Annotated in this window: 20 protein-coding genes; 11 read left to right on the plus strand and 9 right to left on the minus strand. The window is 63.8% G+C overall.

What is annotated here, in order from left to right:
- Nucleotides 1-9 precede the first annotated feature (9 nt).
- Both JOE60_RS00320 and JOE60_RS00325 read right to left on the minus strand, forming a co-directional pair.
- On the minus strand, nucleotides 10-1,137 hold the full coding sequence (locus JOE60_RS00320; protein WP_167268217.1) for an L-talarate/galactarate dehydratase: 1,128 nt from the start codon (nucleotides 1,135-1,137) through the stop codon (nucleotides 10-12).
- Between the two features lie 113 nt (nucleotides 1,138-1,250).
- Nucleotides 1,251-1,619 (minus strand): VOC family protein, encoded by a 369-nt coding sequence (locus JOE60_RS00325; RefSeq protein ID WP_167268219.1) that lies wholly within the window; start codon nucleotides 1,617-1,619, stop codon nucleotides 1,251-1,253.
- A 60-nt stretch (nucleotides 1,620-1,679) separates the two neighbouring features.
- On the opposite strand from JOE60_RS00325, the gene JOE60_RS00330 reads away from it, so the two are divergent.
- Entirely contained in the window at nucleotides 1,680-2,144 is a 465-nt protein-coding gene (locus JOE60_RS00330) for a MarR family winged helix-turn-helix transcriptional regulator (RefSeq protein ID WP_167268222.1), read from the plus strand.
- Here the strand turns inward: JOE60_RS00330 and JOE60_RS00335 are convergent.
- The 3 genes from JOE60_RS00335 to JOE60_RS00345 all read right to left on the minus strand — a co-directional run bounded on the left by JOE60_RS00335 (nucleotide 2,141) and on the right by JOE60_RS00345 (nucleotide 4,393).
- Complete coding sequence (locus JOE60_RS00335; protein ID WP_239528775.1) at nucleotides 2,141-3,022, minus strand: EamA family transporter; 882 nt, start codon at nucleotides 3,020-3,022, stop codon at nucleotides 2,141-2,143. The genes JOE60_RS00330 and JOE60_RS00335 overlap by 4 nt on opposite strands.
- The gene (locus JOE60_RS00340) at nucleotides 3,015-3,620 is read right to left on the minus strand and encodes a helix-turn-helix domain-containing protein (RefSeq protein ID WP_204814800.1); all 606 of its coding nucleotides are present in this window, start codon (nucleotides 3,618-3,620) and stop codon (nucleotides 3,015-3,017) included. Before JOE60_RS00340 ends, JOE60_RS00335 begins: the two co-directional genes overlap by 8 nt.
- A gap of 62 nt (nucleotides 3,621-3,682) precedes the next feature.
- Nucleotides 3,683-4,393, minus strand: coding sequence for a TetR/AcrR family transcriptional regulator (locus JOE60_RS00345; RefSeq protein ID WP_167268227.1), 711 nt, complete (start codon nucleotides 4,391-4,393; stop codon nucleotides 3,683-3,685).
- Nucleotides 4,394-4,500: 107 nt separating this feature from the next.
- Here JOE60_RS00345 and JOE60_RS00350 point away from each other — a divergent pair, with 107 nt between their 5' ends.
- The 3 genes from JOE60_RS00350 (at nucleotide 4,501) to JOE60_RS00360 (ending at nucleotide 8,363) form a co-directional block, all read left to right on the plus strand.
- Nucleotides 4,501-5,874, plus strand: a complete 1,374-nt coding sequence (locus tag JOE60_RS00350) for a flavin monoamine oxidase family protein (RefSeq protein WP_167268230.1) — start codon at nucleotides 4,501-4,503, stop codon at nucleotides 5,872-5,874.
- Between the two features lie 84 nt (nucleotides 5,875-5,958).
- The gene (locus JOE60_RS00355) at nucleotides 5,959-6,825 is read left to right on the plus strand and encodes a universal stress protein (protein WP_167268232.1); all 867 of its coding nucleotides are present in this window, start codon (nucleotides 5,959-5,961) and stop codon (nucleotides 6,823-6,825) included.
- 23 nt (nucleotides 6,826-6,848) lie between these two features.
- The gene (locus JOE60_RS00360) at nucleotides 6,849-8,363 is read left to right on the plus strand and encodes an APC family permease (RefSeq protein WP_167268235.1); all 1,515 of its coding nucleotides are present in this window, start codon (nucleotides 6,849-6,851) and stop codon (nucleotides 8,361-8,363) included.
- Here JOE60_RS00360 and JOE60_RS00365 read toward each other — a convergent pair.
- Together JOE60_RS00365 and JOE60_RS00370 are read right to left on the minus strand one after the other, a co-directional pair.
- Nucleotides 8,360-8,914, minus strand: a complete 555-nt coding sequence (locus tag JOE60_RS00365; protein ID WP_167268238.1) for a hypothetical protein — start codon at nucleotides 8,912-8,914, stop codon at nucleotides 8,360-8,362. The genes JOE60_RS00360 and JOE60_RS00365 overlap by 4 nt on opposite strands.
- Nucleotides 8,915-9,011: 97 nt before the next feature.
- Entirely contained in the window at nucleotides 9,012-9,983 is a 972-nt protein-coding gene (locus JOE60_RS00370) for a helix-turn-helix transcriptional regulator (RefSeq protein WP_167268241.1), read from the minus strand.
- A 99-nt stretch (nucleotides 9,984-10,082) separates the two neighbouring features.
- Here JOE60_RS00370 and JOE60_RS00375 point away from each other — a divergent pair, with 99 nt between their 5' ends.
- Nucleotides 10,083-10,505: a VOC family protein gene (locus tag JOE60_RS00375; protein ID WP_167268243.1), complete on the plus strand. Its 423-nt coding sequence runs from the start codon at nucleotides 10,083-10,085 to the stop codon at nucleotides 10,503-10,505.
- A 38-nt stretch (nucleotides 10,506-10,543) separates the two neighbouring features.
- Complete coding sequence (locus JOE60_RS00380; protein WP_167268246.1) at nucleotides 10,544-10,924, plus strand: VOC family protein; 381 nt, start codon at nucleotides 10,544-10,546, stop codon at nucleotides 10,922-10,924.
- Nucleotides 10,925-11,008: 84 nt separating this feature from the next.
- On the opposite strand, the gene JOE60_RS00385 is transcribed toward JOE60_RS00380, so the two are convergent.
- Nucleotides 11,009-11,458 (minus strand): DUF5997 family protein, encoded by a 450-nt coding sequence (locus JOE60_RS00385; RefSeq protein WP_167268248.1) that lies wholly within the window; start codon nucleotides 11,456-11,458, stop codon nucleotides 11,009-11,011.
- Between the two features lie 33 nt (nucleotides 11,459-11,491).
- Here JOE60_RS00385 and JOE60_RS00390 point away from each other — a divergent pair, with 33 nt between their 5' ends.
- A complete protein-coding gene (locus tag JOE60_RS00390; RefSeq protein ID WP_167268251.1) occupies nucleotides 11,492-12,217 on the plus strand; it encodes a LysR family substrate-binding domain-containing protein in 726 nt (241 codons plus the stop codon).
- On the opposite strand, the gene JOE60_RS00395 is transcribed toward JOE60_RS00390, so the two are convergent.
- Nucleotides 12,218-12,916, minus strand: a complete 699-nt coding sequence (locus JOE60_RS00395; protein WP_167268254.1) for a GntR family transcriptional regulator — start codon at nucleotides 12,914-12,916, stop codon at nucleotides 12,218-12,220.
- A gap of 109 nt (nucleotides 12,917-13,025) precedes the next feature.
- Here JOE60_RS00395 and JOE60_RS00400 point away from each other — a divergent pair, with 109 nt between their 5' ends.
- From JOE60_RS00400 to JOE60_RS00415, 4 genes are read left to right on the plus strand one after another with little or no spacing between them, the layout of a single operon-like run.
- Nucleotides 13,026-13,784 carry a LamB/YcsF family protein gene (locus JOE60_RS00400; RefSeq protein ID WP_167268257.1) on the plus strand — a complete coding sequence of 253 codons (759 nt, stop codon included), beginning with the start codon at nucleotides 13,026-13,028 and terminating at the stop codon, nucleotides 13,782-13,784.
- A 46-nt stretch (nucleotides 13,785-13,830) separates the two neighbouring features.
- The gene (locus JOE60_RS00405; protein ID WP_167268259.1) at nucleotides 13,831-15,180 is read left to right on the plus strand and encodes an MFS transporter; all 1,350 of its coding nucleotides are present in this window, start codon (nucleotides 13,831-13,833) and stop codon (nucleotides 15,178-15,180) included.
- A gap of 6 nt (nucleotides 15,181-15,186) precedes the next feature.
- The gene (locus JOE60_RS00410) at nucleotides 15,187-16,833 is read left to right on the plus strand and encodes a 5-oxoprolinase subunit B/C family protein (RefSeq protein ID WP_167268262.1); all 1,647 of its coding nucleotides are present in this window, start codon (nucleotides 15,187-15,189) and stop codon (nucleotides 16,831-16,833) included.
- Entirely contained in the window at nucleotides 16,826-18,586 is a 1,761-nt protein-coding gene (locus JOE60_RS00415; protein ID WP_167268452.1) for an acetyl/propionyl/methylcrotonyl-CoA carboxylase subunit alpha, read from the plus strand. Before JOE60_RS00410 ends, JOE60_RS00415 begins: the two co-directional genes overlap by 8 nt.
- Nucleotides 18,587-18,648 lie beyond the last annotated feature (62 nt).

Here is an 18,648-nt window from a genome sequence, read left to right on the forward strand (position 1 = left end):
GGTTCAAGATTACGCGCCGAACTCCACGGATTCGGTGGTCCAGGCGCGCGCCTGCTCGCTGAGCGTGACGCCCAAGCCGGGACGGTCCGGAACGATCATGCGGCCGTTTTTGGTCTCCAAACGCTCCTCGAACAGCGGGTCCAGCCAGTCGAAGTGTTCCACCCAGGGCTCGCGTGGATAGGCGGCGGCCAAGTGGAGGTGGATTTCCATGGCGAAGTGCGGCGCCAGGCCCAGTCCGCGTTCATCGGCCAAGGCCGCCAAGCGGAGGAATTGGGTGATGCCGCCAACGCGTGGCGCGTCGGGCTGGATGATGTCGCAGCTGTTCGCGTTAATAAGGCCCTTGTGTTCTGCGACGGACGCGAGCATCTCACCGGTAGCGATGGGTGTGTCCAGGACCTGGGCCAGGTGCGCGTGGCCTTCGAAGTCGTACGCGTCCAGGGGTTCTTCAATCCAGATCAGGTTGAATTCCTCCAACTGCCGGCCCATGCGCAGCGCGGTTGCCCTGTCCCACTGCTGGTTGGCATCCACCATGAGCGGCACGTCCCAGCCGATGTGCTCGCGGACTCCGGCAACACGGCGGAGGTCTTCCTTTGAATCGGGCAAGCCCACCTTGATTTTGATGCCGCCGATGCCGTCGTTGATGGATTGCGTGGCGCGTTCCTTGACCTCGTCCAGTGTGGCGTTGAGGAAGCCGCCGGAGGTGTTGTACGTCTGCACGGAATCGCGGTACGAGCCCAGCAGCTTGGCCAAGGGGAGTCCGGCGCGCTTGGCCTTGAGGTCGTAGAGCGCGATGTCGATCGCCGCCAGCGCTTGGGTTGCTACGCCCGAACGGCCCACGGAGGCGCCGGCCCAGAGGAGCTTGGTGTAGATCTTGCCGATGTCGTTGGGGTCCTCGCCGATGATGCCCTCTGCGACTTCCTTGGCGTGGGCATACTGTGCGGGTCCCCCGGCGCGCTTCGAGTAGCTGAATCCCAGGCCACTGTGTCCCTGCTCCGTGGTGATCTCCGCGAAGAGGAACACCACTTCAGTCATGGGCTTCTGACGACCCGTGAAGACTTTGGCATCGCTGATGGGCACGGTGAGTGGAAGCCTGGCGGTGGATAACTTGATGTGGCGGATCAGATCTACGGTGCTCATGGGTCTCCTTGACGAGGCGGCGTTGCCTTTCGCTTAGGATACAAGTTTAAGACTTGTAGAACAAGAGGGCGCCATTGCGCCGTTCCGACGACGGCGCGTGGCGCCGATCCCTGTCAGGCCTTGTCGTGGAGGGTGATGTGATAGCCGTCCGGATCGGCGAAAGTGAAGGTGCGCCCGAAGGGGCCATCGATCGGAGCCGCAACAATGGTGTTGCCATCCGAGGCAAGGGCGTCATGGATTTCCTGCACGCCAGTGGCGTGGAGCCAGATCGCCGCACCCACGCCTGGCTGGGAGAGTGACTCAACCCCCGAGCCCGGAATGATGCTCCGTAGCGCGAAAGCCACAGGCTGGGTTTCGAAAACAACGGCGTGCGGAGGCCCGGCGGGAGAGCGGACCAAGCCGAGGTACTGCTCGTAGAAGGCCCGCGATGCCACGAGGTCGCGGGTTTGGAGGGAGATGAAATCGGGTCCGGTAACGGGCATTTCAGCTTCTTTCGTTCGTGTCAGTTATCTGACATCAGCAATGTATGTCAGAATACTGACATGAGTCAAGAGGGAATCGAGCTCAAGACATCGCTGGGCTATCTCCTGAAGGAAGCGTCCACCGCTCTTCGGGTAGGGATGGAGGCCGTTCTCAAGCCATTGGGCATGACCGTCACCCACTACTCCTGCCTGGAACTGCTTGCTCAGCGGCCGGGGCTCTCCAACTCCGAACTCGCCCGGGGTGCCTTTGTCACCCGCCAATCCATGAACGTGCTGTTGCAGTCCTTGGAACGCGATGGATTCGTGAGCCGGGCCCCGGAGGCCCGTGTGGGTAAAGTTCTTCCCACCGAGCTCACGCCGCTGGGCCGCGAAAGGCTCGCGGAAGCCAGTGCCGCCGTCCGATCCGTGGAAATCCGGATGTTGGAAGGGCTTTCTTCCTCTGAACAGGCCGCTGCCTTCACCATCCTCCGCGGGATGATCCAAGCATTGCGTACTCCGTTTGATCCGGAGCTTGACGGAAATTAGTTCTGCGCCACCTGTTGTGAAGGGCGCCGTCCACCCTGCTGCGCAGCGCTCCCCGCCACAACAACCAGGGCGACTCCCGCAATCTGCAGGGCGGTGGGCGCCTGGGAAAGTACCAGCATTCCGATCAGTACTCCGAATGCAGGCTCAATGGAGAGCAGCGTGCCAAAAGCGGTATGTGTCATTCGACGCAGAGCAAGCATTTCCAGGCCGAAGGCGATCACCGGGGTGATCAGGGCAATCCCGGCCGCGACAGGCAACACCCACCACTCAAAGGAACCACCGAGGACCTGAGGCAGGCCTACGGGAAGTGTTGCCAAGGCGGCAACCGGAATGGTGAGCGACAAGCCACTGATGCCCGAAAAGCGATCTCCCACGTGCTGTGTGAGCACGTTGTACAGCCCCCAGCAGGCGCCGGCGGCCAGTGCGAAACCGACGCCCACCAGATCAATGGATCCGTGCCACGGTTCAGTCAGAAGCACCACACCCGCGAACGCGAGGAGGGGCCAGATGAGCGCCTTCGGCCGCTTGCTCATGATGCCGGCCACTGTCAGGGGACCCAGGAACTCAATGGCGACTGCGGTGCCCAGCGGGATGCGCTCCACCGCGGCAAGGAAGAAGGTGGTCATGAAACCGGTCACCACGCCCAGCGCGATCAATGCCGGCACATCGTGGCGACGCAGGGAGCGGAGTGCCGGCCTGCTGATGATCCAGAGGAACAGGACGCCAAAGCTCATGCGAAGCCAGGCCGTACCGCCCGGTCCCACTTGCTGGATCACCACCACGGACGCGGCGTTTGACAGCTGAATAGCCATCATCGCGGCAACTGCCATGGACCATGGCGGAAGGCCGCCGATGGTTCCGGAGAGGCGTTCACGCATTCGAGTTCTCCGTTCGGTGCGCCGTCCCCACCCCGGGTTCAAACACGGTCAAGGCAAAGCGGGTGGACTGCCGTGAGCTGTTGGAGTAAGCGTGCGGGACGTCGCCGAAAAAGGTCATGGCGTCTCCTGTATCCAGCTCGTGGACTTCACCATCGACGCTTACTGTCAGGGAGCCCTCCAGGACCTGCAGCAGTTCGCGTGTGCCGGCAGAGTGCGCCTCGCTCGCGTGCTGTTCGCCGGCTTCCAGCGTCCAGTCCCAGAGTTCGACGACGTCTGGAGACCCGGTGCCTGCAACCAGGACGGCCCGACCCCCGGAGGCCCCGGTCCACAGCACTGCGCCTTGGCCGGACCGGGTGACCCGCACGGGCCGCGGAGCAGGTGGTTCTACCAGCGCGGGCAGTCCCACGCCCAAGGCATCGCTGAGCCGCAGCAGGGTTCCGATGCTTGGGTTGACCCCGCCCTGTTCGACGTTCACCAGCATGCGGCGGCTGATGCCCGCCGTTTCAGCCAGCTGGTCAAGCGTCCAGCCGCGGCCTTTGCGCTCCTGCTTTACACGCTCACCGATTGCGCGCGCCAACGTCTCTGCACTTTTATCCACACAGTGCAGCATAGTGCACTAAGTGGGCATTAAGCATCCCATGGGGATCCAGCCTTGGTACGTTACGCCCGCAGCGCTCCGAATCCTGCGATCAGGGCTTCAAGTCCCAGGTTGAAGGCAGTGTCTGTTGGCCGCTCCTGGCCTGCCAGGGAGAGGTGTTCCACGGCTGAGGTGAAATTGGGAACCTCGGCGGCCAGGGTGCCGGCGTCGAAAATGTCCTCGGGGGCGGTGACGTCGTAAGCGGCGCCGAAGACGAAGGCTTCCAGGGCCACGATCGCCGAAATAATCCGGTCCTCCGGGAATCCGGCATCGCGGAAACCGGCGGTCACGGACTCGTACATGGCGAGTGTTTTGGGGGCGTTGGCCACAGGAAGTACGGCAATGATGGGTATCAGGGGGGTGTGCTCGGAGAAAACGTCCCGGTAGGACCACGCCCAGCGCCGGACAGCTTCATCCCACGATTCGTAGCCGAAGGCGGACACGTCCACCATTGCGGCCAGGTGGTCCATGAGCAGGATAAGTACGTCGTCCTTGGAGGAGACGTGGTTGTACAGCGCGGAAGGGGCCACTCCCAGGGAGCGGGCCAAGGCCGCCATGGTGAGTCCGTCGTAACCCTTGGTCCTGATCAACTCGAGTGCCGCCGTCGTAATTCCACCTTGGTTCAGGACCCGGGCCATCGGGCGCCCAGCACGACGGCGGGAGGCGGCGGGGGAGCCGGTGGCGGGCTTGGGTGCGGGCATCGGAGGCCTTTCTGCTGCCTGTGTCCCCAGCATTATTCCACTGGGTCTTCACAGCGGCAGATTCCGGGGCTATCATGATCATAAATGAACGTCATTCATTTATTGGTCAGCCACGAACGGACGGCCACGGAAAGGACATCATGAAGAATCTTGATCGCGACGTTGTGATCGTCGGTGCCGGGCCGTCAGGGCTGACGGCGGCACGCGAACTGAAAAAGGCCGGACTCAGCGTTGCAGTGCTCGAGGCACGCGACCGCGTCGGCGGCCGGACCTGGACCGACACCATTGATGGCGCCATGCTGGAAATCGGCGGCCAGTGGGTTTCCCCGGACCAGACCGCCCTCATGGACCTGCTGGGCGAGCTCGGCCTCGAAATGTACTCGCGGTACCGCGACGGCGAGTCCGTCTACATCGGCGCCGACGGCAAGCGGACCCAGTACACCGGAGATACCTTCCCGGTGAACGAAACCACCAAGGCCGAGATGGATAAGTTGGTGGGTATCCTCGACGGGCTCGCCGCAGAGATCGGCCCCACCGAGCCTTGGGCACATCCCAAGGCACGTGAGCTGGATACCATCTCCTTCCACCACTGGCTCCGCCAGAACTCCCACGACGAAGAGGCCTGCAACAACATTGGCCTGTTCATCGCCGGTGGCATGCTGACCAAACCCGCCCACGCCTTCTCCGCACTCCAGGCCGTCCTGATGGCAGCCTCGGCCGGCAGTTTCAGCCACCTGACGGACGAAGACTTCATCCTGGACAAGCGCGTTGTGGGCGGCATGCAGCAGGTGTCACTGCTGCAGGCAGCCGAGCTGGGTTCCGACGTCGTCCTGAACAGCCCGGTCCGCACCATCAACTGGTCAGAGAACGCCGTGACCGTTGTTTCGGACGAGGCAACCGTCAATGCCCGTTACGTGATCATGGCTGTTCCGCCCAACCTGTACTCCAGGGTTTCCTTCAACCCTCCGCTGCCCCGCCGCCAGCACCAGATGCACCAGCACCAGTCGCTGGGCCTCGTCATCAAGGTGCACGCCGTCTATGAGACACCGTTCTGGCGTGAAGCGGGCCTCTCCGGCACAGGATTCAGCGCCGGCGCGCTGGTCCAGGAGGTCTACGACAACACCAACCACGGCGATTCGCGTGGCACCCTGGTGGGCTTCGTCTCGGACGAAAAGGCCGACGCCGTGTTCGAGCTCAGCGCCGAAGACCGCAAGAAAGCCATCCTGGAATCGATCGCAGGTTTCCTGGGCGACCAGGCGCTGACTCCCGAGGTCTACTACGAGTCCGACTGGGGCTCGGAGGAATGGACACGTGGCGCCTATGCGTCCAGCTACGACCTGGGTGGCCTGCACCGCTACGGCAAGGATCAGCACGCCAACGTGGGGCCGATCTACTGGTCCTCCTCGGATCTGGCAGCCGAGGGATACCAGCACGTGGATGGTGCAGTGCGTATGGGCCAGGCCACGGCCGCGCGGATCGTCGAAGCAAACACACTGAGTTCTGTAACGGTCTGATCGCCGTGACCACCGCACCGGCAGGCCGGGGGAAGTGAACCCCCGGCCTGCCGGCCGCACTGCTTAAGAGCCGAAGGGAACACCATGCGTTACGTAGTGGGTTATACCGCCAACGCCAGGGGACACGACGCCGTGCACCTCGCCGTTGCTCTCGCCAGGAACCAAAACGTAAGCCTGGACCTCGTCCTGGTGATCCCGGAGGACTCTCCTTACAACGCCGTCTATCCGCCTGAGGCCGGCTACAACGACATCCTCAACGACCAAGCCCAAACGTGGCTGGACCAGGGGCTGTCCCTCATTCCGGACGACGTCACGGCACGCGGGCATATCCGCCGTGGCGATTCGGAGGCCCAAACTCTCATCAACACTGCCGTGGAACTGGATGCGGCGGCGTTGGTCATCGGCGCCACCAACAGCGGGCTGCTCAAGCGCTTCACCATCGGATCTGTTGCCGGCTCGCTGCTCCATTCCGCGCCGTTGCCGGTGGCACTGGCGCCGCAGGGTTACCAGCGGACCGAGCCGATCACCCGGATCAGCTGCGGTTTCGGAACGCGCCCCGGCGCTGATGAACTGCTGGACGTTGCCGTGGAATCAGCGCGGGACCGCGGCCTTCCGCTGCGGCTTGTCTCACTGTTGGCGCTCGACGGCGGCGACTCGCCCGAGCTGCTCGACGCGGCCTGGATGCATGCCGCCCAGCGGATTGCCGCCGTCGAAAGTTCGTCCGATGACCCGCAGCTGTCCGAGCCCGAAATTGTGGTGGCTCAGGGCCGGACCATCGAAGAGGCCGTGGACCGGATGGACTGGGAAGACGGCGAAATTCTGCTGATCGGGTCCAGCCGTTTGGCCCAGCACCGCGCAACTTTCCTGGGGACTACTGCCAACAGGATCCTGCGCGCACTTCCCGTTCCCATGATCGTGGTTCCCCGCGATTACACGCGTCAAATCTCCTAGCAATCGCCTGAGAGGCAAAACCCATGTCTACTGCACCAAAGACGGTCCAGTCGAAAGAAACAGCGGCCCTGAGTGAAAAGGGGCTGAAAGCCGGATCGGTGGGCTTGATCGGCGCCGTCGTGATCGGTGTTTCCTGCATTGCACCCGCTTATACCCTCACTGCGGCCCTGGGCCCCACAGTCTCCGAAGTGGGTGTCCACCTTCCGGCCATCTTCCTGGTGGGCTTCATTCCCATGTTGCTGGTGGCGCTGGGTTACCGCGAACTCAACAACGCCATGCCCGACGCCGGTACCTCCTTCACCTGGGCAACGCGCGCCTTTGGCCCGTGGATCGGGTGGATGGGCGGTTGGGGACTGATCGCTGCAACGATCATTGTGTTGTCCAACTTGGCGGCCGTGGCGGTGGACTTCTTCTACCTGATGCTCGGCCAGTTGTTCAGCAACCCCGAGCTCGCGTCGCTCAGCAAGGTCCTGCCGCTCAACATCGCCACCACGTTGGTGTTCATTGCCCTGGCATGTTGGATCTCGTACCGCGGCATGGAAACCACCAAAGGCGTCCAGTACGTACTGGTGGCCTTCCAACTGCTGGTCCTTGGCTGGTTTGCCGTGTCCGCGTTCATCCATGTGGCCAACGGGACCGCATTCGATGCCACCGCCATTTCGCCCGACTGGTTCAATCCCTTTGCCGTTGATTCGTTCTCTTCCTTTGCTGCAGGAGTCTCGCTCTCCATCTTCATTTACTGGGGTTGGGACGTCACGCTCACCATGAACGAGGAAACCAAGAACCCGGAGAAGACTCCCGGACGCGCCGCGACCATCACTGTGTTGGTCATTGTGGTCATCTACATGACCGTTGCGCTGGCCACACTCTCCTTCGCAGGCGTGGGCGACGCGGGCCTGGGTGCCGGAAACCCGGAGAACCAGTCCAGCATCTTCGCCGTCCTGGCAGGTCCGGTCATGGGTCCGTTCGCCATCCTGATGTCCCTGGCCATCCTCAGCAGCTCCGCAGCATCCCTGCAGTCCACCTTTGTTTCGCCGGCCAGGACCATGTTGGCCATGGGACATTACCGTGCACTCTCGCCGCGCTTTGGCAGGATCAGCCCCACGTACAAGTCGCCCAGCTTCGCCACGATCGCGGCTGCCATAGCGGCTGCGGCGTTCTACGTGATCACCCGGACCGTTTCCGAGAACGCCTTGTGGGACACCATCACCGCCTTGGGCATGATGATCTGCTTCTACTACGGCATCACTGCATTGGCCTGCGTATGGTTCTTCCGGGCTACCGCCTTCCGCAGCGTCCGGGCGTTCTTCTTCAGCTTCCTGGCGCCGCTGGTGGGCGGGGTCATCCTGTTGGTCATGTTCGTCAAGACGGCAATCGACTCCATGGACCCCGGGTACGGCTCAGGTTCCTCCGTTGGCGGGGTTGGCCTGGTGTTCGTACTGGGCATGGGCGTCATCCTGCTGGGCGTCGCCATCATGCTGGTGATGTACCGGGTACGGTCCGAGTTCTTCAAAGGCAAGGTGCTGGGCAGGGCCTAGCTGGTCACCTGGCGCGGGACGCCGGCGGCACGTTCCGCTGCCGCGAGGGCATTGGAGAGGTGCTCCACGGCATCTCCGTAGTCGGTTCCGGCAGTCACCCGGCAATGCTCGGCGTGACGCATGGCGCGGGTCAGGGCGGCGGTCTCCGCTGCCCTGACGTCAGTCATTGCCGGGAAATCAATGGTTTGCGCGGGGTCCAGTTCGTACTGCTGCCATTGCCGGACCAGGCTCTGGTGGCGGGCCACGTCCTCGGAAAAACCGGCACGACGGCGGGGCTCGGCTGCGTGCTGACGCTCCACTTTGCGGATGGTGGCCAGGGTTGCCGCCGAGGTGGCCACGGCGCCCATGACCATGATCAGGCCGGCTGGCCCCCAGTGCACCGCCGGGACCAGGACTGCCGGAAGGATCACTACGGAGCCTCCGAAGAGGTCCCAGAAAATTGCATCCGGTTCGTCCCCTGGGCCACGGGTCAATTTCCCATGCAGGGAGTAGGTGGTGGCTGCAGTCGCGAGGACCAGAGCCAACCCCCAGAGAAGCATCATGACGGGCATCGGACCACCTCCTGGTGGGATCTCCTTGCTGTCCTTCCAGTATGGGCCAGCCGCACGCCGGTGGCGAGGGGCAGGTGGGGATGGGGGAATCCTGGACCTATTGACCCCGATCAACCGCCAGGAACCGTTGGGCCAGGTGCGCGAATGCATCCGCCAGGCCTGCCGGCTCTGCGCGATGGATCGGCGCGTCGAAGCGGGCAAGGGAAGCGGCCAACGCCACCCAGGACCACGAGCCCATGGTTACCCGGCACGTGTCCTTCTCCAATTCCTCCACGCTGCCTTCGCCGATGAACGGAGCAGCCAGGGACGCTGCCATCCCAAGGACGGCGCTTCCCTCACACGGCCAGGAGGCAGACGAACCGGCGGATCCGCGGAAACGTCCTGACAGGTATTGCTGGACATCTCCGCCGGGCAGCGACCGCGGGTGGAATGTGGGTCCAGTGGGAATCTTCGGAACCATCCGGTCCGCCCGGAACACACGCCAATCATCCACGTCCAGATCCCAGCCCACCACATACCAGCGGGCGTTGCGGAACACCAGGTGATGCGGTTCGATCCTCCTCCGGGATGGTTTGGAGTCGGACTCTTTGCCCGCCTGAACGTACTCGAAGCGCAGTACCTCCTGTGCCCTGACGGCAGTGCTGAGGGCAACCAGGACGTCGGAGGCCACCCCCGGCTCCGATGGTGGAGCGGTGGAGAAGGAGATGCTGTCCACGCGATGACGGAGCCGTGACGGCATGACTTGCCGGACGGTATGCAGCGCCCGCAACGCTGGCTCGGGATCGCTCAGTCCGGCGGCCCAGGACGCTTGAAGGGCCACAGCCAGGGCGACGGCTTGCTCGTCGTCGAACAGCAGTGGCGGGAGCTCGGAGCCGGCGTCCAGGCGGTAGCCGCCGTCCGGCCCTTTGAACGCGAGGACGCGGTACCCCAGCTCCCTGAGCCGATCAACATCGCGGCGGAGGGTGCGGTCACTGACGTCCAACCGGTCGGCAAGGACCCCGCCAGGCCAATCGCGCCGGGTTTGGAGTAGGGAGAGCAGTGCCAACATGCGGGCCGAAGGTGTTGCCATATTTCCAGTCTCCTCGAAATAGCGGACAGAATCTGACCGCTACTCCTGTGAAGCTGTTCGTGGCGCTGGCAACCACGCCACCCGTACAAGGAGAAACACATGCCGATCACCATCACCCCCCACCTCAACTTCCGGGGCACAGCACGCAAGGCGCTCGAGCTGTACCGCGAGGCCTTTGGAGGCGAACTCTCCGTCATCACCTACGCCGATATGGGCAACGCCAACACGGACACGGCGGACCATGTGGTGTGGGGACAAGTAGAGGCCGGAAATGGGTTCCGGATCATGGCCCACGACGTTTACCCGCACTTGCCGTGGCATCAGGGGCAAAACCCGTTCTACGTTTCCGTGCGGGGGACCAGCGATGCCGAGCTTCAGGGGTATTGGGACAAGCTGGCCACTGGAGGCTCGATCATCCAGCCTCTGGGACCATCCCAGTGGGCCCCCCTTTACGGCCAACTCACTGACGCCTTTGGCGTCACCTGGGTGCTGGACCTTGAAGCCGCCTACACCCCGGCCTGACCCTGCTTCCCGGCGGCTCCCCGGCGTAGCCTTTGTCCATGAGACTGAAAATGCTGAGCATCCACGTCAAGGACCCTGCGCTGGCCCACGCCTTCTACACGGGGACCCTGGGCTTCGACACCTTGATGGCCATGCCCGAGTACAACCTTTTCATCATCAAGGACCCAGGGGCTGGGGACGATTCACCGGGACTGTTGCTTGAACCCAGCGACAACCCGATCGGCTCCGACTACATGAATGCGGTGTACCAAGCAGGGATGCCTGCCCTGGTCCTTGGGGTACCGGACGTGCGGGCAGAGTACGATCGCCTGCTTGCCGCCGGAGTGGCCTTCAAAAGCGAGCCGGCGGAGGACCCGTCCGGCATCAGCGCGGTGTTCGACGACGGCTGCGGAAACTACGTCCAACTCCACCAGGACTGAACTGCTTCGGCGTAAAAATGAAATGGCTGTGGCCGGGACATACGTCCCGGCCACAGCTTTTTGATGCCTATGTGCCCTAGAACCCTACGCGTGGTTGCGCTTGGTGCCCTTGGGGGCCTCGCGCTTGGCGGCCGCGTTTTCACGGGCCTCCTTCGTGGCGGCCTTCTTGTGTGCTTCATCTTTCACGCGCTGGGCTTCGCTGCGAACAGCGGCGTGGGTGGCGCGCTCGGTGACCAGCCACTGCGGGGGAGCTTGCAGCAGCTCGGCGATCTGCGCCGTCGTGAGTGCGTCTTCCACTCCACCGCGGGCCAGGCCGCTGATGGAGATGTTCAGCTTCTGCGCCACCACCGGACGCGGGTGCGGGCCGTTGCGGCGCAGTTCGGCCAACCACTCCGGCGGGTTGGCCTGAAGCTCGGCGAATTCATCGCGGGAGATGGATGAATCCTGGAACTCCTGGGGTGTTGCGGGCAGGTAGATGCCGAGTTTCTTGGCAACTGTTGCCGGCTTCATGGACTGGGAGTTGGAGGACGTCATGCTTCAAGGGTATCTGGCCGGTACTGTGAGTGTGTGCCAGCCGCTGAAGAATCCCCCGAAACAATTGAGCCGCTCCCCAACCTCCGCTTCGCCTATGTTGCAGGTGTGACGCCCGGGAAGTGGATCCGCCGGTGGGAAGAGCGGATGCCCACGGTTCCGTTGGTCTCCTTCATGTCCGACGACGACGCCCAGGTTTCGGTACTGCGCGACGGTTCCGCAGACCTCAGCTTTGTCCGGTTGCCCGTGGAACGCGACGGCCTGAACGTCATCCCGCTCTACGAGGAGCAACCTGTGGTGGTGGCCCCCAAGGGCCACGAAATCTCCGTGTTCGAGGAAGTCGCGCTGGACGATTTGTCCGAGGAGAACTTCCTGGACATCGACGAAATGGGTGGGCCGGACATGGCCCTCCAGGTGGTTGCATCCGGTGCCGGGCTGGCGATCCTTCCGATGTCCGTGGCGCGTCACCTGAATGCTAAAGACACTGTCATGCGTCGCCTGACCGGGGCTCCCACCACGCAGATCGGCTTGGCGTGGCTGGAGGGTTCGGACAGCCCCATCATTGAAGAGTTCATTGGAATCGTCCGGGGACGGACGGCGCAGAGTTCGCGCCAACCATCAGCCCAACAGGAGAAGCCCAAGAAGGCGCCCAAGCCCGATCGTCGTGGCGGCGGCCCAAAGAAGCCCGCGGTCGCGCAGCGCTACGCCCCCAATCCGGACAAGGGTCGCGGCAAGGGTTCGCGGAAGAAGGGCAAGCGCTGACTATTCGCCGTGGATGGTGGTTTGCTGCTGCTCTGAACGGTTGAGGTACGCGAGGAGCAAATCCGCCGCACGGTCCAGTTGACCCGTTTCCAAGGCTGCGCAGATCTGCTCATTCTCCGTGAGCCAGTCGCTGTAGAAGTGCGCGTTCATGGTGGCTTTGTGGAAGTAGAGCCGCATCTCGGCCAGGATCTGCGCCATGATCGTGTTCAACCGGTTGCTCTCGGCCAGGGCCACGATTGCACCGTGGAAGTGCTGGTTGGCGCTTCCCAACCCCTCGTTGTCGTTGCTCGCAGCAGCCTGCTTGCCTTCCTCGACGGCGGCCCTGACGGCGGCTACGCGCTCGGGTGAACCGCCGGCGCGGATGGAACTGACCTCGATTGCCCGGCGAACCGTGTAGACGTCGTGGATGTCGCCTGCTTCAAGAGTGGCCACAAAGACGCCCTTATTGGGCTGGCGGAGGAGTAGGCGTTCACCGGCCAGTTCGGCGAAAGCTTCGCGGACGGTGTTCCGGGAAACGCCCAGGTCCTCGGCAATGGTGGCTTCGGTGAGCTTGGCCCCCGGGACCAGGAATCCTTCGGCCAATTGGTAGCGCAGCTCCTCCGCGACTCTCTCGGCTACGGACGGAACTTTCATCCGCACCCTGGCCCGCGCACCGTCAAAGCCAGCGTGTTCGCTTTTTTCCTGATCTGCACTGGCCATGCCTCAAAATTACACGATTGCCGAAAACTAGGATCGCTGGATTGTTGAACAATCCAGCAGATTGATGCATCCTAGATGTAACGCGCATCACGAGGCAGGGATCACACTCATGGCAATCATTGACTTGAACAGCGACGTCGGAGAGTCTTTCGGCCGGTGGACACTTGGCGATGATTCGGCCATGTTCCGCTCCGTCTCCAGCGCAAACGTGGCCTGTGGATTTCACGCTGGCGACCCCAGCGTCATCCGCAACACCTGCGAAAAGGCGGTTGAGGCCGGCGTCGTTATCGGAGCGCATGTGGGCTACCGTGATCTGGCGGGATTCGGCAGGCGCTTCATGGACATCGATCCCGTGGAGCTGGCTGACGATGTTGTGTACCAGATCGGTGCCTTGCAAGCCTTGGCTGCCGTGTCCGGCGCCAAGGTCCACTACGTCAAGCCGCACGGCGGCCTCTACAACGCGATCGTGAAGCACACCGCCCAGGCACGCGCCGTCGTCGAGGCTGTGAAATCGGTTGACCCCAACCTTCCGATCCTTGGCCTCCCCGGCTCCGAGGTCCTGCGCCTCGCTGAGGAAGCCGGCCTTCGGGGCGTTTCCGAAGCATTCGCGGACCGTGCTTACAACCCGGACGGCACGCTGGTTTCCCGCTCACAACCGGGGGCCGTTCTTCATGACCCCTCAGAAGTGGCCCAGCACGTCCTGCGCATGGCTACCGAACAGTCCGTCAGGACCATTGACGGTTCCATCCTGAAAATCCGCGCAGAGAGCATCTGCGTGCATGGTGACTCACCCGGAGCCGTGGCAATGGCTACCGCAGTGAAGTCCGCTCTGGGCGACGCCGGCGTAACTGTCGGCTCGTTCCTCTAGTCCCATCCCAGACACCGCACCACCCCTCATCCCCCCGGAGGACATCATGACCAGCACCAACAATGCAGCCAAGGCAGTGACAAGGAAGCCACCGCCCGGCGCGCTCAAGGCGTACATTGCCAGCCTCACCGGTACCTCGCTGGAGTACTACGACTTCGCGATCTACTCGGTGGCCTCGGCCCTCGTGTTTCCCAAGATCTTTTTCCCCGGCAATGACGAGTTCGTGGCGTTGCTCCTCTCATTCTCAGCATTTGCGGTTGGTTACTTGGCCCGGCCGATTGGTGGCGTGATCTTTGGTCGCCTCGGAGACAAGATTGGCCGTAAGTACGTCCTGGTCTTCACGCTCGTCCTGATCGGCGTCGCTACGGTCCTCATCGGCGCGCTGCCTGACTACTCAGTGATCGGTGTCGCGGCGCCCACCATCCTGGTGCTCCTGCGTTTGGCGCAGGGCATTGGCGTTGGTGGCGAATGGGGCGGTGCAGTGCTGCTGTCCAGCGAATTCGGCGACCCCAACAAGCGCGGCTTCTGGTCTTCCGCGGCCCAGATCGGCCCGCCCGCCGGCAACCTCATGGCCAACGGTGTCCTCGCCATTCTCGCCGCTTCCCTCAGCGAACAAGCCTTCCTGTCTTGGGGCTGGCGCGTAGCCTTCCTGGCCTCCGCACTTCTGGTGGGCTTCGGCCTGATCATCCGGCTGAAGCTTGAAGAAACCCCCGTATTCAAGGCCATCCAGGCCCAAGGCGACCGTCCCAAGGCTCCCATCAAGGAAGTCTTCACCACGCAACCCAAGGCGTTGGTGGCCGCGGCTCTCTCCCGTGTTTGCCCTGACATCCTGTACGCACTGTTTACGGTGTTCGTGGCTGTTTATGCCACCAAGGAACTGGGCATGACCACCGGCAACGTGCTGTCCGCCATCTTGATCGGCTCCGCATTCCAGCTCTTCCTCATCCCCGCGGCCGGTGCGCTGACGGACCGTTTCAACCGTCGCTGGGTCTACGGCATCGCCGCAGCTGCAACAGCGGCTTACATTCCCCTGTTCTTCCTCATGATCCAGGGCAAGTCCGTTGCCATGCTGACAGTCGGCACCGTGATTGGCCTGGCACTCCACGCCTTCATGTACGGCCCCCAGGCCGCCTTCATCACGGAGCAGTTCCCTGCCCGCCTGCGGTATGCGGGCAGCTCGCTGGCCTACACCCTGGCCGGTGTCGTTGGCGGAGCCATTGCACCCATCATCTTCACGGCGCTCTACGGCGCAGCCGGTGGCGGTTGGTACCTGATCGCCGTCTACATCCTGGTGGCCGCTGTTGTCACCATCGTCGGCATGCTCCTCGGCCGCGACCCCGAGCCGGAAGAAGACGTCCGACTGATGCAGGGGACGCACGCTCAGCCGGCGACGTAACGAAAAATGGAAACCGTGATGCACACAGCTACAGCCAAGAGGGTTCGCTCCGTCAGGCCCGTCGGCACCCGCGCCGTGCTGGCCGAACTGGACGGCCTGCAGGATGTCCTCGCGCTGCAGGACATGCTCAACAAGTCTCCGCTGCCCGGGCAGGTGGACGTACTTGCCGCCGCGGAAACGGTGATGGTGGTGGGTGAATCTGCCGCTGCCACCCGCGCCATTGGCGCCCGCCTTCTTGAGTTGGAGCTTTTGCCCCGTGAAGCCACCGGCTCAGGCCTGGTGGTCATAGATACGGTGTACGACGGCGAAGACCTCGCCGATGTCGCTGAATTGACCCGACTGAGCGTCGAAGGCGTTGTTGCTGCCCACACCGGCCAGATTTGGACGGTTGCCTTCGCTGGCTTCGCGCCCGGATTTGGGTACATGGTGGGAGAGAACGAGGCCCTCACGGTTCCTCGCCGTTCTTCCCCGCGTACAGCAGTTCCCGCTGGGTCCGTGGCCCTCGGTGGTCAGTACTCGGCCGTCTACCCTCGCCGTTCGCCGGGCGGGTGGCAGTTGATAGGCCGGACCGGGGCCCGGATGTGGGACTTGGACCGCGCGCAGCCGGCGCTGGTTCGCCCGGGTGATCGTGTGCAATACCGGGCCATCCGCGAGGTCGTGAACGCCACGGCAGCCGTTGACCAGGAGCCTGGAAAGGAACCCCACCAAGGACCTGGCCTCTTTGTTGTGTCCCCGGGAGCACAGAGTTTGATCCAGGATTTGGGGCGCCGCGGCTACGGCCCGTTGGGGGTCTCCGCTGCAGGCGCACTGGACCGGGCATCGCTCCGGCGGGCCAACCGGCTGGTAGGAAACCACGCTGCCGCCGCAGCCATCGAGTCCGTCAGCGGTGGGCTGGCACTGGAAGCGGTGGAGGACCAGGTGATTGCCGTGACCGGTGCGCCGGCAACGCTGACGGTCCAACCGCCGTCGTGGACGGATTCCGACGGCGACACCCGGCAAGGTGCCCCGAGGACAGTTCCCATGGCCACCCCGTTCGCCCTGCTTGACGGTGAGGTCCTCACGGTGGGCCCGCCTGCCTCAGGCTTCCGGAATTACGTGGCCATCCGCGGCGGAGTGGATGTCCCGGAGGTCCTGGGCAGCAGGTCCACCGACACCATGTCCGGGATCGGACCAAAGCCCTTGGCCGCCGGCACGGTGCTGCCCCGGGGCGCGGCCACGGCCTCCACAGCCGTGGGCAGCCCCGAACTGCAGCCTGAGTTTCCAGGCGCCGGAGTAACCGAAGTGGAGGTGGTTCCCGGGCCTCGTGCCGACTGGTTCGACCCATCAGCCATGGAGTCCCTGACCAGCCAGGACTGGGTGGTGACACCCCAATCAAATCGCGTGGGGCTACGCCTGGACGGGATGCCGCTGGAGCGGACCCGTGACGGTGAGCTCCCCAGCGAAGGAACCATGGCCGGAGCGCTGCAGATACCGCCCGCCGGACTTCCTGTCCTCTTCCTGGCGGACCACCCCATCACGGGCGGCTACCCGGTGATTGGCGTGGTGCGGGATGAACACCTGGACCGGGTGGCGCAGGTCCCCATCGGCGGGCGGATCCGGTTCCGCCTTTCCCCGGAATTCAACAAGACCAAAGAAGTGAGTGAAGATGCATAAGGTCCTGATCGCCAACCGCGGCGAAATTGCTGTGCGCGTGGCCCGAGCCTGCCATGACGCCGGTATCTCCTCAGTGGCCGTCTATGCGGACATCGACGCCGATGCCCTGCACGTCGGTGCCGCGGATGAGGCCTACAGTTTGGGCGGAAACAGCCCAGCGGACACGTACCTGAACATCGGAAAACTGCTCGATGTTGCGGCCCGCTCCGGTGCTGACTCGGTCCATCCCGGGTATGGCTTCCTCTCCGAGAATGCGGACTTTGCCCAGGCTGTCATCGACGCCGGGCTGGAGTGGATCGGTCCCTCGCCCGAGTCGATCCGCCAGTTGGGCAACAAGATCACCGCACGGGAGATTGCCGTGCGGGCCGGGGCGCCCTTGGTGGCGGGCAGTGATGGTCCCGTGGAGTCTGCGGCTGAAGCGCGTGCCTTCGCCGAGGAGCACGGGCTCCCCATGGCCATCAAGGCCGCCTTTGGAGGCGGCGGCCGCGGCCTCAAGGTGGTCCGTGAACTCGCCGAGGTAGAGGAAGCTTTTGATTCCGCCGTCCGTGAGGCAGTGGTGGCCTTCGGCAGGGGCGAATGCTTTGTGGAGCAGTACTTGGACCGGCCACGGCACGTGGAGGCCCAGATCATTGCCGACACCCACGGCAATGTTGTGGTGGTGGGCACCCGCGACTGCTCCCTGCAGCGGCGCCACCAAAAGCTGGTGGAAGAGGCCCCCGCACCTTTCCTGAGCGGCGAACAGCAGCAGAAGATCTACGACGGCGCCAAAGCGATCATCCGCGAGGCCGGCTACTACGGTGCCGGAACAGTGGAGTTCCTGGTCTCTGCTGACGGTGCCGTGGCGTTCCTGGAGGTCAACACCCGGCTTCAGGTTGAACACCCCATCACGGAAGAGACGGCAGGCATTGACCTGGTGCAGGAACAACTCCGCATAGCTGCCGGGTTGCCCCTGAGTATTTCCACGGACCCTTCTCCCCGCGGACATTCCTTTGAGTTCCGGCTCAACGCCGAGGATGTGGGGCGCGGATTCCTGCCTTCCCCGGGAACGGTTGAATCCTTCGAGGGACCCACCGGCCCTGGAATTCGGCTGGACTCCGGGGTGCGCAGTGGTTCCGTGGTGCCGCCACAATTCGATTCGCTGCTGGCCAAGCTGGTGGTTACCGGGGCCGACAGGCAGCAGGCGCTTCGCCGTGCGCGCCGCGCGCTCGCCGACATGAAGATCACCGGCGTGGCCACCGTACTTCCGTTCCACCGGGCCGTTCTGGAGTCCAGTGACTTCACGTCCGCCACCGATCTCCGGGTGCACACCCGGTGGATCGAAACCGACTTCGCTGACAAGATCCCGGTGGACCCGGACTACAGCCACTCGGCTCCTGCGGGCAGCAGGCGAACCATCACCGTGGACCTGGACGGCAAGCGGCTGGCCGTAGGACTGCCCGCGGACCTGCTGGACGGTTGGGCACGCTCCGGGCAGGGGCTGCCGCCTGCATCCCTGACCGATGCGCCGGGTTCTGTCATCCCCGGCGGCGACTCACCAGCTGAGTCGGCCCTGGTGTCCACCATGGCCGGCACCGTGGTGAAGTGGCTGGTGGAACCCGGAGGGACGGTCAAGAACGGAGATCCGCTGGTGGTGCTGGAGGCCATGAAGATGGAGACGCAACTGACTGCCCACCGCGCCGGGACGCTCGCAGACGTAGCCGCTGCGCCCGGGGAAGTGGTGACCGCCGGCGCCGTGCTGGCCCATATTGAGTAGTGCCGCTATTGAGTAGTCCCGCTATTCCGTTGCCGGACCGCTATTCCGTCGCGGCCCGGCAA

It is taken from the genome of Paenarthrobacter ilicis, from assembly GCF_016907545.1.
Taxonomy (GTDB): Bacteria; Actinomycetota; Actinomycetes; order Actinomycetales; family Micrococcaceae; genus Arthrobacter; species Arthrobacter ilicis.